Consider the following 13443-nt stretch of genomic DNA (forward strand, 5'->3'; position numbering starts at 1 on the left):
AATTAATCTACTTAATTTGAGATTTTTCGTTTTTATAAGACTAAAAAAATAGTTGTAAAACAGACAATTACTAGTGTGTAATATATTTAAACGATGCCTTTTTTACACCGTTTTTGTTAATAAATCCAAACTTTTTCTGGGTATTACGTCTCCAAGGTCTGCGTCCAACTACAGCAGTTGGTACGTCAACAAAATCATATAAAGTCCAAGACATAAATTGCAACTTATTAGAAGCAATAATCTCTTGGATTTTTTTGTGGTAATTAGCTTGATCTTCTTCAGAGCTTCCAAATGGTTTCCAAAACCCACTATAGGATGACATTCCAAATTCTTGCAATACTAACGGTTTGTTTGGTATTTCTATTTGCATTGTTTTAATAGCAGCATCCAATTCGCTTAAGCCTTCATAATAATGAAACGATACAATATCTACTTTGTCTTTTAAAATGGGTGCGCTTTGTGTGTTGGACCAACCAATAGTTACAGGATGCACATTATCTATAGATTTTACTAAATCTATCATATTGTCTAACCAAGCAATAACCATATCTTTTCCTCTAGATTCAAAATCAAGGTTTGGCTCGTTTTTAATATCCCATGCAATAATAGCGCTGTGGTCTTTAAAGGTAGACACGATAGTTTCTGCGTGACGTTGGTTTAAGGTCCAATTCATCACAGAATAATCGCCATAAAAATCAAATAATGTTACTACTACTTTTAGGTTTTGCTCTTCTGCAGCATCTAAAGTTTGTTTTAGTTTTTCTAACTTTTTAGGATCGACATCAGCTTTTCCAAAGTCATCATATTGCACAAAAATCCTAACCGAATTTAAGCCTGCATTTTTAATAACCTTAAAGTCACTAATAATGGTGTCTTTCGCGAAAGCGTCACCAAACATGTTCCAAGGTGTCGCTTTTGGATAATAATTAATCCCTTTAATAACTAAACTATCAGTTTCAATTTTTGCTATTTCTGGTAAGTACGGTTTAGTGCTTTCTTTAACTAAATGCCTAATACGCCAAAAGCCATCTTCTAATAAAAACACCATTTTATAAGTTGAGGTTTCTGTGGTTTCTAGTACTAGTTTTTCATCTTTAAAAACCCGTTTATATTCTACAACATTTCTATCAGTAATAACCGCCAATTGTCCGTCTTCGCTAAAAAACTCTAAAGTTGGTTTGTGGTTTAATGTTGTGGCTTCAATGGTTGTGTTTTCAGCTTTGTTTAATTCAATAAAGGCATATAAGTTTTCTCTAGCACTGTCTGTGTAATAATCTTTTATACCAGCAGTTTTATTGGTTTGATATGCTATTTGTTTAACGTACCAAGCGTCTAAATAGTTGTTTTGAAGTGCGTTTAGGTTTTCGTTATCCATTGGTCTGCCTTCGTTATTTAAAGGTTCCCAAATTAATTTTGGCGCATATTGTTCTACTTTTTGTATTTCGGTATGTAGCATTGTGCTTCTGTCCGCTCCCGTATTTAAGTAGCTAAAAAGCGCACTTATACCAGATATAATCAAGGCTACAATCATAATATATGAGATTATTAATATGGTACGTAGTATGTTTTTGTTAAGACCTACCATAGTTTTTTGTTATTAAATGTTTTGTTTATTCCAGCGGTTTCAACACTAAAACTATACGTGTCGTTTTGATAAACAGCAGGCTTTAAATTAAAAGTAACGTAGCCATTAAAAGAGGTCTTAATAATGGTGTCAATAAGCGTGTTGTCTTTGTAAATTAAAAGTTTGACGTGCAAGCCATCCGGAATCATTTGCTCCATAAAACTTTGTAAAGGACCAACTAAGATTTTACGATTTTTATTAGCAAAAGCAACGTCAAAATCTTCAATAACACTTTGATAACTTAGTATAATTGTATCACTTTCTGCCATACCATCAACATAGGCTTTAATGCTCCAGTTGTCTTTAAAATCAGGATGAATAATTTTAGAGTGTGCAACACCTTCAATGGTGGTACCAGTAGTTTTTAGAATATTTCCGTGGTCGTTGGTTATAAAAAAGGTAACAAATGTACCATCACTAACCACATTGTCTTGCTTATCTTTAATTACAGAGGTATTAAAAGTGGTTACTTGATTTCCGTCTGCGTAGTTGTGTGGTCTTTTTGCCGAAATTTTAAAATCTGTAGGAATTGCTGCCCATACATTAATGGTGAATTCTTTAGAATTAATTCCCAAACTTTCTGAAGAGACTAACATGCGTCCGCTTTCTCGTTTAGAATTAATGTTTCTCCAGGAAATTAAATTATTAGTAAATATATCGTCGTTTTCTTCGGAAGCTAAAAACTGAAACCTCGCATTCACTTTTGTATTTGTTGGTACAGGATTATCTAAAGAATCTGTAGGTATAACAACCAACATGGTGTAATCGGTTCCTCCGGCTTCAATACTTGGAGGACCAATATAGGTTTCCATAGTTGCGACTTCTGCTTTTGGATTAATATTAAATTGACCGGTAGCAGATTTGTTTTTGTCTAATAATGCCCAGTTTACAACACCAATTTTTTTGGTTATGTTTTCCGGAATTATATATTGAAGTGTACCATCTTCGGCTATAGCCGAAACTAAAGTAGAGCCATAACTATTAGAACAATACAATAATGGTTTTTGATCGTCTGAAACTGTAAACTTTAAAACAATAGGTTTACCAACATTATAATCTGTTTGCGTTGTGACTAATTTACTAGGATTAGTAGCGTCATTATGTTGCACAATAGCAAACGATGATAATAAAATCAAACCTAAAACAAATATGTATGTACGTTTAAGTTGCATTAATTTGGGCTTCCTATGTATGTGTTAATTTCTATTTTTATATAACTAAAATCAGGATGGTCAATTTTTTGCAATTGGGCGTCGCTATGGTTTTCAATTCTGTTAGGGACAACTTTACCCGCAATAGCATCGTTTGGCAAACCATTTACAAAAATGTTTTTCATGTCTGTATTTACTATTTTTACTTGACCATCTTGTAATATATGATATTCAAAATCTTGCTTACGTTGTTGCCTTACACCTTCTTTTACAAATAGATGATCTACCCAAACCATGTCTTTATTTTCGTCATAGTAAGTTACTAAAAGTTGAGGTATTGTAATCTCTTGGATGCCACTATTAAATAAGTTTCCGTTTATAATACTGTCTTTAATGCTAATGGCACTTAACACCACGTTTTTGTATAAGTCAGAGCCCGATACATTTCCTGCAACTTGCAAGTTGAATTTGGTTGGTTGTTCTTCAAATTCGATAGGTGTAAATTCATCTGGATTAAATGTGTCCGGAATAGAATCTTGAGTTCTGGACCAAGCAATACCTTCAAAATTAATACGAAAACTACTAGATTCTTTAGGCATTAATTTATGCTTGACGTGGTACTTTGCATTGTACGTTGCTAATTGCTTGTTGTCGTCATTATACAGCGTACCTTTTAAAATAACATCTGCTGGGACATTGTCTACATTTTGGACTTCTCCAATAATAGCATAACTACCATCATACTGTACTAATTTAGCAGCAACGACTTCTAAAACAGGCTGCTTTAAAATATCTTCATGATGGGTTGCTTCTGTTGTAATACGCCTACGACCTTGATTAAAATACTTGGTTGCGTTATCAGAATAAAGTTGATCTGGTGGTAAATCGTTATTTAAATCGTCTGGTTGTAAATACCATTTACCTTTGCGTCTTGAAAGGGATTTATAGTCTATTTTTTCAATTTTTTCTAAAGGCGTAATCCACTGGCTAGTCACTTTTGCAGAGACAGTACTATCGTTGCGTTTTGTAATTTCGGTTTCAATAGCATCCATTTTAGCATAGCTACTTAGTAGACCATCGGTTACCGATATCTCTAGCATGTATTGCGCTATTGGCAACTGGTTTTCGGGATCTATTAAGCTATGTGCTTTTTCAAATTCTTTAAAGTCTAAAGCATCATAATAGGCAATAATGGCATTTTCTGGACTGCGTTGCGAATCGTTTTTTAGGTAGAATAAATAGATGCCATAAAACACAGCTACAGCAAGAATTAATGACCAAAGATGCGTGATGCGTAATACGTTTCTATTAAACTTATTATAAGTAGTCGGAAATTTTAAAAATTCAGTAATTGGTTTTACGCGTGTTTTTAAAGCATTAACCCATAACATTTGAATATTTAATACAAACGCAACTAAAACCGTCATAAACGGTATGACTCCCCACATTATTTTGACCCATTTAGCAACATCCTCTTTAGGTAAAATAGCAGCTACAGGAGGGATGTTAAGTCGCTCCCAAACCATAATTCCGTTCTCTAATTGTCGTAAGCGTTGCCAGCCACAAAAGTATAGGATGGGATCATAAAACTTATCGTTAGAAAATATGTACTTAAGATTATATTTTTCTGGTGTTGTTAAAAATTGCTGTAAAGATCCAATTCCTGCAACTCCTTTAAATTTTGAGTTTTCTAAACGCTCGATTGGTCGTGTGGTTAATTCTGGTAATCGTCTTGCAGAATGGTAGTTTCCGTCCACTGTCATAGCATTAGTTTGTGCACTTAACCAAGCCATTTGATCTCCAAAACCTAGCGTTAAAAAGCGCCATTTATCGTGATCATCTTGATTTAAGAAATTAACAATAGGTAACATCTTAATTTTTTGTGGTTGTGACGGTCTAAAGTAATTTAAACTCATGGTAAATACAATCATAAATACCATAAGTCCGGCTAATATTCCGCCAATAATACGATGGTAAACAGCACCAAATTTAGACTGAATAAGCTCTTTTAAATCACCTTCAACAAAACGATACACAAATTCGCCCATTAAAGGAATAGATAATATGGAGGCCCAAAGCGTAAATCTATCTAAGGTTAAAATATTAAATGCGGTTTCGCCTAACATTTTTAAAGGCACAGGAGTGGTTCCTCCGGTCCCTAAAATAGTGCAAATGGTTATTGATAATCCAAAAAACAGATAGCGTTTGCTGTAATATCTATAAAAAATATAGGGTAATAATATTAGTAAAATTCCCCACGGAATTAAAAAGAACACCAATCCTGAGGATGTGATTTCTAAGAAATTATCACGAGAACCATGCGGAATGGGAACCTGAGTAATCGGGTTGGCTTTGGAGTTTAGCCAATATGGAAAAATACATCCAACGATTAAGACTAATGATAGCATTCCGAAGCTTACAATACGTTTAAAAAGTTTAAAAAAGCTATTCAAAAATATTTTGAAAGTCACTTCTTTCATGGTATTGACTTGCTCACGCGAAACATCCATAATTACCATTCCTATTAAAGGAAAGATAAAAAATATCATCCCGAAAATAGGCGTAACATGATGCGAGGTTACCGTTACAGCTATTAAAGATAAGGAGGTTGCTAAATACCATTTCTTACCAGTTTTTAGCCATAAATAAATTTCAGGTAGTGCATGCATTAATACTGACACACCAACTATACTGGGTAACTGTCCAAAAATGTGCAGTGTTTCTACAAACGAGGAACTAAAAACAGCTAATACACAAGCATAACCTGCGACTGTTTTATTAGCCGTTATCATTAAAGAAAAACGATATGTACCAGTAACAAATAGTACAATTGCAATTAAGGCAACACTAAACATTCCAAATTTTAAGCCACCAATCATGGACAGTAGTCCAATGGTTTGATGTACTAAAGGAGGGTAACTTTGTACGGTAAAACCGGTGTACCACTCGTAGTTCCAAGGTTCAAACCAACTATTTGCATAATGATCTGCAAAAAATAGGTGTATTAATGCGTCATAAGTAGTTTCCAAAGTAAAAAATATGGCACTACCATGAAACGCCAATGCTAAAAGAATGGCGGTGATTAAGAATTTGTTTGAGGTTTCCTTCATATAAAGCCTAAGCAGTAATAATACGGTAAAGATAAATAAATATAATAGGGGTTTGATTTTTAATTATCTACAGCAATCTACCATTCGTCGACACATAGCTATAGGTTAAACTAAATTACAAATTTAGGGCTGTCTTCTCTTGTACATTTGTACCATCAACAACACGTAAACACACTTATTATGAAAGTTTTAGCAATAGATGACCAACAATTAGTATTACTGCCTTTACAAAAAAGATTAATCGAATTAGGTTACGAAGTAAAAATAGAGACAGACGCCAATAAAGGTTTAGAGTTATTTGAGTCTTTTAATCCAGATCTTGTTATTGTTGACATTAACATGCCAGGTGTTTCTGGTTTGGAAGTTGTAAAATATGTAAGAATTACAAAAAACTCTCAAACTCCAATCATGGTTTTATCGGGAGATACTAAAGACGAAACAATTACTGAAGGTTTTGATTTAGGTATTAATGATTATATGAAAAAACCATTAAGCTTAAACGAAATTAGTGCACGTGTAAAACGATTAATTGGTGCTCCAGAAGGACCAAACACAGTGATTAAAAGTGATGTAATGATACAAGAACGTTGTGTTGGTGTTGTTATCCCTTGTTATAACGAAGAAGAGCGTTTATTAAGTGAGGAATTTATTACTTATATAGATAAAAACTCAGGATACCATTTATGTTTTGTGAACGATGGAAGTAAAGATAAAACATTAGAAGTTTTAAAAGAATTACAAAAAGGAAGAGAAGATTTTATAACGGTTTATGATTGTGAAAAAAACGGAGGAAAAGCAGAAGCTGTACGTTTAGGAATGTTACACATGGCTAAAAAAGAAGATTTAGATTACATCGGCTTTTTAGATGCAGATTTATCTACGGACTTAGCAGATTTTGATGATTTGGTAAAGACTATCGAAACTTCAGACTTTAAAATTGTAAGTGGTTCTCGCATCTCTAGAATGGGAGCAAATATTACTAAAGAATCTGCTAGAAAAGTAATTAGTTTAACTATTAATTTTATTATCAGAAAGATTTTAAAAATGGACTTTAAAGACACACAATGTGGTGCTAAAATCTTTCATAAAGATGTAATTGATATCGCTTTTGGTAAAAAGTTTGTAACACAATGGATTTTTGATGTAGAAATTTTTAAAAGAATGAGTATCCACTTTGGATTAAAAGAAGCAAAAGCAATGCTTTGTGAGCAACCATTAAAAAGATGGATTCATGCAGATGGTTCTAAACTATCAATGAAGGACTCAGTAAAAATTGTTGGACAATTAGGTCAAATTGCTTGGGTTTATAGAAACAAAAAGCAAAATGTAAAAAAAGCTATTTCAACTGAATTAAAAGTAGTTTAATCACCAACTTTCTAAATCCCTAAATCATGAAAACAGGTATCATAATAATTTTTCATAATAACGAAAAACACATAGACACAACCATTTTTATAAAACAACTTAGTCAAGCTAAAGATATTCAATTTTGTTTAGTGAATAATGCAAGTAAGGACAATACAATTTTAGCATTGCAAGAAATAAAAGAGGCTAGATTACAAAATGTATCTGTAGTGGATATAAGAAAATTTAAGTCAGACGTTTCAGCAGTAAGAGCAGGTGCAAGATTTATGTTTAGTCAGTTTAACTTAAAGCATTTAGGTTATATTTCTGTCAATTTACTAAATATTAAATACAAAGGATTAAATAGTTTAATAAAAGCAATAAGTGAAAACCATGAGGTTATTGTCGATTATAATGCTGAAGCTCTAAAAAGGCGTGATATAAAGCTTACTCTATTTCAAAGTCTATTTTCTGTAATAGAGTATTTGAAAAAAACAAAGGTAAATAATCAATTTATTGACCGTCAATGTTTAACTCAATTCTAAATCAATTCTAAATCAATTATTATGAAAGTATATCCAATAAAATTCAGTCCAATATTAAAAGAGAAAATTTGGGGAGGTAATAAATTAGGAAACCTTTTAGGGAAAGATACCGATAAAGATAATGTTGGTGAAAGCTGGGAAATATCTGACGTAAACGGAAATATTTCAGAAGTAAGTAATGGTGTTTATAAAGGTGCGAGTTTAAAAACGTTAATATCAGATCATGAAGCAGAACTTTTAGGAGTAGATAATTTCGCTAATTTTGGTTACAACTTTCCATTACTAATTAAATTTTTAGATGCAAAAACAGACTTATCTGTACAAGTGCATCCAGATAATAAAATGGCTAAAAAGCATCATAATAGTTTTGGTAAAACCGAAATGTGGTACATTATGGATAGTGATGATAATGCAGATATTGTATTAGGACTTAAAGATAAAAGCGTAAATCCAGAAGTTTTAAACCATATTAATGCTAGTAATGTAGATGCTGTTTTTAACAGAGAGCAAGTTAAAAAAGGCGATAGTTTTTTTATTCCAGCTGGAAAAATACACGCTATTGGAGCAGGTGTTTTAGCTGCCGAAATACAACAGACTTCAGATATTACATACCGTGTTTACGATTGGGATAGAACAGACGATTCTGGACATAAAAGAGAGTTACACACGCAATTAGCAGAAAAAGCAACAAGGCAATTCGACTCAAACGGAAAAGCAAATTATACTTTACAACCAAATACTAAAACAAACTTGGTTAACTGTGAGTATTTTACAACTAATATATTGAACATTACAAAGCGTCAAGTTAAGGAGTATTCTAATTTAGACTCATTTGTAGTTTTTATGTGCGTAGAAGGAGAAGCGGAAGTTACTGCAGGTTTACATACAGAGACTGTAAAAATGGGAGAAACTATATTAATTCCAGCAAATACAAAAGAAGTAACATTTAATTCAAATAATGCTAAATTACTAGAGGTTTATGTAAAGAGTACTTTGTCTGAAAGTATACAACACGCATCTTAGTCCTCTTTTTATGGCATAACACAAAGCAATTGTTATATTTGTAAATATCAAAAATAATATACCAATGAGCGTACTTCAAATGTTACAAGATAGAAGCAATACAACTTGCGAGTTATGTACTTCTAATAAAGATACAAGACAATATAATATTCCACCATCATTAACAGAAACTGTAGATACTTGCGTTTTGCTATGTGCAAATTGCGAGGATCAAATAGAAAAAAAGACAGAGATGGATGTTAACCATTGGAGGTGTTTAAACGATAGTATGTGGAGCGAGCACGTTGCAGTGCAAATTATGGCTTGGAGAATGTTACAACGTTTAAGAGGTGAAGGCTGGCCTAAAGATTTGTTGGACATGATGTATCTTGATGATGATGCTTTAGCAATTGCAAGACTAACAGACGAGCATAAAGATGAAGCAGATAAAATTATCCATAGAGATGTTAATGGAGTAATTTTAGATAATGGAGATTCTGTTGTTTTAATTAAAGATTTAAAAGTAAAAGGTTCTAGTATGGTTGCAAAACAAGGAACTGCTGTTAGAAACATTCGTTTAGATAGAGACAATGCTACTTTTATTGAAGGTAAAGTAGGTCCAACTCAAATTGTAATTATAACAGAATACGTTAAAAAATTATAGATCGTTTTAAATTATAATAAAAAAGGCTTACCAATTTGGTAAGCCTTTTTTTATTACAGTAACTTCTTTTGTCCGTTATAAAAAGCATCAGCTTGTAATTGCATTAATTCCCGTGCTTTTTTACGTTTGTATTCATACAATTCATCTTCTTCAGCAATGTCTGTGTAAACACGATCGTTAATTATAAAATCTGTTTTTAGTGCTAGTTTGCGTTCTGCTACTTTTTGGTCTACTAAAGTTTTAATAGCTGTTTCTTGATCTTCTAATTTAAAATCATATTCACCTTTTGGTGATAGTAGTTTTGCGAAAATAGGAGAAGTTTCAATAGCTAAAAATAGTAGGAAGATAAAGAAAGAAGGTATCCAAGGTAAAGTGTTTAAAGCATTAACTCTAGCCATTAAACCATCGAAACCATCAATTATTGGTTGCGATGTGGTTACTTGTGTATCGTAATCTGTTTTTAGGTTGGTAATTGCAATTTCTGTAGCTGTAATCTTTTCAGCATTTGTAGTTTTTAGTTGTTGTAATTCTGCTAAAGCAGTATCGTGTTTATCACGTTTTTCTTTATAAACAGGTCCTTTACCTAAACGGTTTGTTCCGGCAGTACCTTCGGCTTCATTAATATAAACAGCGTAAAGTGCATTAACTTCGGTTTCTTTTGTGACTATTTCATTTTTTAAAGTCGAAATTTCCTGTTCTAAAACTTTAGTTTTTGGATTAAACTGAAGTGCAATTTGGTCTTGGTTAGCAAGCGTAAGTTCGTTTTTTTGCTCTAGTAATACTTGGTTAATTTCTTTTTCAAAAATCTTTAATTCTAAAGGTTTAGAAATAACAATAGCAATAATTAATGCTAATACTAGTCTTGGTAATGCTTGAATAATTTGATCTATAATACTGCCTCTTTTTTTTATAGTTGAAACAATAAAACGGTCTAAATTAAAAATAAGTAAAGCCCATACAAAGCCAAAGCCAATGGCTGCAAAGAGATTATCGAAAACAGTAAAAAGCGCATAGCTAGAAGCTATAAAAGCCATAACAGCGGTAAAAAATACAGTAGCGCCAATGCCTGCGTATTTGTTTTGTTCGCCGTTAGAACTGCTTTTAAGAATGTCTGTATCTGCACCAGAGCAGGTAATAAAAAAGTGTTTAAGCATGATGATTGATTTTGATTGATGATTAGACTATTAGAACGCTAAAACATGCTTTTTGTTACACTATTTAACAAAAAAAAAGCCTCTGTGAAGAGGCTTTAATCAATCTTAAAAATAAATGAAGGACTATTCTTCTTTTTTCACTAGTTTACCATTAACCGTGGTAATCCCTTTTTTAGATAAATGAACTGTTGACACTCCATTATTAGTTTGCATTGATACATTTAATTTTGGATTTTCTTTTACAAGTGCAATAGCTTTTGCTTCAGAGATTTTTTCGCCTTCGTAGAAAAAGGTTGTTCCGTTAGCTTCCATGCCTTTAAATTGTTCAGATAGAGGTCTTCTAATTTGATTTCTTCTGTTTTCTAGTATTTCTTTTCTTTCCTCAAGCAATGTTTCTCTTTCTTTTTTTCTGTCTTCAACCAATGTTTTTCTTTCTTCAAGGATTTTCTTACGTTCCTGAATCCTAGCTTTTCTTTCATTTTGGTAGGTGCTTTTTCTGTCTTCAAAAAAAGAATCTTTATTGTTTTTGTTAGAAGTTTTTAACGCTTTACCATTTTTATCAACTTCAGCGCCAGATGTATTATAGTATCGGGTTATTCCATTTTTTATAGAATAAAAATGTCTTTCTCCATTTATATCTAGAGATCCTGTTTGGGGTTCATTATTAACAACTTTACCATTTACTGTCGTAATAGGTTTGTTTGATAGATTCACAGTTCTTTTTCCATTATTACTATGGGTTGAAATGTTCATTTTAGAGTTGTTCTCTAAAAGTTTTATTGCTTTGTCAGATGAAATTGATTTGCCATTATAATAGAAATCAGCATTTATGTTAGCCATTTCTTTTGCATGCTCAACAGTAGATTTTGGAGGAGCTGGAGGCGCAGGAGGTGGTGGAGGTAATATTTTTCCGTTTTCATCAGTAATATAGCCATCTTTATTATAATATGTTTTTCTGCCTTGATACACAGTAAAATAATGCGATTCACCATTTTTTAACATTTCGAAACCAGATTCTACTCCTTCAGGTGTTTTATCAATAATTTCATTCAAGGTTAGCTTTTTACCTTTTATATATTGAGGTGCTTTTGTTGGAGGTGGTGGAGGTGGTGGTAATATAGATTGTTCACCTTTTTTTACTATTGGGGAATGAGAATAGTTTATATCATCTTTGTCTACAATTGTGACTATAACAGGTTTTAGTTTTTGTTTTGTAGCTGTTTTAATATCAAAAAATTGAACAACATCACCTTTTTTAGCAGCTGTTATATAAGCTACTGCTGTTTCATTTAAAACATTTCCTTTAATACTTTCTGTTGGCTTTCCTGGATATTTAAATTTAAAGCTTAAAATATTTTCTCCAGTAGTTGTAGATAGAATAATGTTTTTAATGCCTTCTTTAGATAGGTTTAGTTGGCAACCATCACAAGTAATTCCGTTTACTGTAAGTGTTGGGTTTTGACTTGAGTAATCTGTATTGTCATGTATATAGGCTTCCTCAGATAATTTGATGTTTATTAGATAATCTTTAGAGATTATTGACATTATACTTTTTATAATATCGTAATCTACTGCTCCTTTTGCTTCAATTTTTAAAACAGATTTATCTCCATTAGTTACTTTAATAAAATCTTCTTTAATTGTAGTTAAAGATGTTTGTTTTCCATTTAGGATTAAGTTTAATGGATTTTGTTTAAGTTCTAAAACAGGAATGTTAGTCGTTGTTTTTTCTTCTCTTGTAATTGACTTTATACTTAGTTCGTTAGATAGGTTTACGGGAGAGTTAACTTTTAGTTTGTCTTTGTACTCTAAATTTGTATAAATTTCAACCATTTTTTTGTGAGACATTAATATAGCGTTTAGATTGTCTTCACTTTTGTTTTGATAATAATTATATGAAATTTGGGCGTAGTCTTTTTTACTGATTTTATACTCTTGAATAGTTGGAGTTTTTATTGTAATAGACTCAGCGTCCTTCTCAACCTGTTCTCTTCCGCTAAAGCTAAAAAGTAATCCACCTAAAAGAGGTAGTAATAATAAACTTCTAAGCCATATGGCTTTTCTTGAGGTTTGTGTTTTCATAATTGTAAATCGTTTTTTGATTAATGAATAATTGATGGCATGCGCTAAAGGCATTTGGTTTGCAGTAGAAGTAAATTGAAGCAATGTTTCTTGGTAAGTTGATGAGTCTATACCTTGCTTTAAAACAGCTTCGTCTGCTAGAAATTCGTGATTAAGTTTTATGTCTTTTTTTATTATATAGAGTAATGGATTAAACCAGAATACAATTTGTAAGAGCTCAATAAATAAAATATCTAATGTGTGTTTTTGTTTGGCGTGTGTTTGCTCGTGTAATAATACTTCCTCAGGTATTGCCTTTGTTTCAAACTTTGTTTTATTCAAAAAGATGTAGCTAAAGAAGGTATGAGGTACAATTAAATCGTTTAATAAAACTGAAATAAAATTGTTGTGTTTTTGTTTTTCGTTTCTATTAATTTTCGAAACGATACCAAATAGGTTTATAGCAAATTTTGATGCAAAAAGTAAAGCACCAAGCCCATAAATACTCCATAATAGTATTGGTAAATAATTTGTTGGTTCTTCTATTATTGTTTCTGTTGGAAAATATTGAGGCATAGTAAACGAATTTGTTACCAAAGTTTCAACGTTGTAAATAGGTTCTATATATTCTACAAACGTAATAAACGGAATCACAATTGAAATGACCAATGCCGCTAATAAATAAAAACGTTTAAATTTATGAATGCTTAAACGCTCTAAAAACAATTTATAGAAGGCTATTAAAATAGCTAAGCATGCTGCCGATTTTAAGATTAAGATTTCCATAA

General features: G+C 31.9%; 9 protein-coding genes. 4 read left to right on the forward strand and 5 right to left on the reverse strand.

Annotated features, from left to right (window positions below):
- Positions 1-70: 70 nt before the first annotated feature.
- Genes ASC41_RS01280 through ASC41_RS01290 form a run of 3 tightly spaced genes read right to left on the reverse strand, consistent with a single transcriptional unit; the run spans position 71 to position 5885 of the window.
- On the reverse strand, positions 71-1585 hold the full coding sequence (locus tag ASC41_RS01280; RefSeq protein ID WP_055434830.1) for a glycoside hydrolase family 2 TIM barrel-domain containing protein: 1515 nt from the start codon (positions 1583-1585) through the stop codon (positions 71-73).
- Positions 1579-2796: a hypothetical protein gene (locus tag ASC41_RS01285; RefSeq protein ID WP_055434831.1), complete on the reverse strand. Its 1218-nt coding sequence runs from the start codon at positions 2794-2796 to the stop codon at positions 1579-1581. Before ASC41_RS01285 ends, ASC41_RS01280 begins: the two co-directional genes overlap by 7 nt.
- The gene (locus ASC41_RS01290) at positions 2796-5885 is read right to left on the reverse strand and encodes a hypothetical protein (protein WP_055434832.1); all 3090 of its coding nucleotides are present in this window, start codon (positions 5883-5885) and stop codon (positions 2796-2798) included. The genes ASC41_RS01285 and ASC41_RS01290 overlap by 1 nt, the downstream gene beginning before the upstream one ends.
- A 180-nt stretch (positions 5886-6065) precedes the next feature.
- Here ASC41_RS01290 and ASC41_RS01295 point away from each other — a divergent pair, with 180 nt between their 5' ends.
- From ASC41_RS01295 to ASC41_RS01310, 4 genes are all read left to right on the forward strand, one after another.
- Positions 6066-7250, forward strand: a complete 1185-nt coding sequence (locus tag ASC41_RS01295; protein ID WP_055434833.1) for a response regulator — start codon at positions 6066-6068, stop codon at positions 7248-7250.
- Between the two features lie 26 nt (positions 7251-7276).
- Complete coding sequence (locus ASC41_RS01300) at positions 7277-7774, forward strand: glycosyltransferase family A protein (RefSeq protein WP_055434834.1); 498 nt, start codon at positions 7277-7279, stop codon at positions 7772-7774.
- A gap of 21 nt (positions 7775-7795) precedes the next feature.
- Positions 7796-8797 carry a type I phosphomannose isomerase catalytic subunit gene (locus ASC41_RS01305; RefSeq protein WP_055434835.1) on the forward strand — a complete coding sequence of 334 codons (1002 nt, stop codon included), beginning with the start codon at positions 7796-7798 and terminating at the stop codon, positions 8795-8797.
- A 64-nt stretch (positions 8798-8861) separates the two neighbouring features.
- The gene (locus tag ASC41_RS01310) at positions 8862-9440 is read left to right on the forward strand and encodes a PhnA domain-containing protein (protein WP_055434836.1); all 579 of its coding nucleotides are present in this window, start codon (positions 8862-8864) and stop codon (positions 9438-9440) included.
- Positions 9441-9493: 53 nt separating this feature from the next.
- On the opposite strand, the gene ASC41_RS01315 is transcribed toward ASC41_RS01310, so the two are convergent.
- A complete protein-coding gene (locus ASC41_RS01315) occupies positions 9494-10594 on the reverse strand; it encodes a DUF4407 domain-containing protein (RefSeq protein ID WP_055434837.1) in 1101 nt (366 codons plus the stop codon).
- A 123-nt stretch (positions 10595-10717) separates the two neighbouring features.
- Positions 10718-13441, reverse strand: a complete 2724-nt coding sequence (locus tag ASC41_RS01320) for a M56 family metallopeptidase (RefSeq protein ID WP_055434838.1) — start codon at positions 13439-13441, stop codon at positions 10718-10720.
- Positions 13442-13443 lie beyond the last annotated feature (2 nt).

The organism is Lacinutrix algicola (genome assembly GCF_001418085.1).
Lineage (GTDB): Bacteria > Bacteroidota > Bacteroidia > Flavobacteriales > Flavobacteriaceae > Lacinutrix > Lacinutrix algicola.

Bases quoted from the DNA above. Each gene is read 5' to 3' on its own strand.
- ASC41_RS01310 (WP_055434836.1), top strand. From the start codon at position 8,862: ATGAGCGTACTTCAAATGTTACAAGATAGAAGCAATACAACTTGCGAG.
- ASC41_RS01290 (WP_055434832.1), bottom strand. From the start codon at position 5,885: ATGAAGGAAACCTCAAACAAATTCTTAATCACCGCCATTCTTTTAGCA.
- ASC41_RS01285 (WP_055434831.1), bottom strand. From the start codon at position 2,796: ATGCAACTTAAACGTACATACATATTTGTTTTAGGTTTGATTTTATTA.
- ASC41_RS01295 (WP_055434833.1), top strand. From the start codon at position 6,066: ATGAAAGTTTTAGCAATAGATGACCAACAATTAGTATTACTGCCTTTA.
- ASC41_RS01300 (WP_055434834.1), top strand. From the start codon at position 7,277: ATGAAAACAGGTATCATAATAATTTTTCATAATAACGAAAAACACATA.
- ASC41_RS01320 (WP_055434838.1), bottom strand. From the start codon at position 13,441: ATGGAAATCTTAATCTTAAAATCGGCAGCATGCTTAGCTATTTTAATA.
- ASC41_RS01305 (WP_055434835.1), top strand. From the start codon at position 7,796: ATGAAAGTATATCCAATAAAATTCAGTCCAATATTAAAAGAGAAAATT.
- ASC41_RS01280 (WP_055434830.1), bottom strand. From the start codon at position 1,585: ATGGTAGGTCTTAACAAAAACATACTACGTACCATATTAATAATCTCA.
- ASC41_RS01315 (WP_055434837.1), bottom strand. From the start codon at position 10,594: ATGCTTAAACACTTTTTTATTACCTGCTCTGGTGCAGATACAGACATT.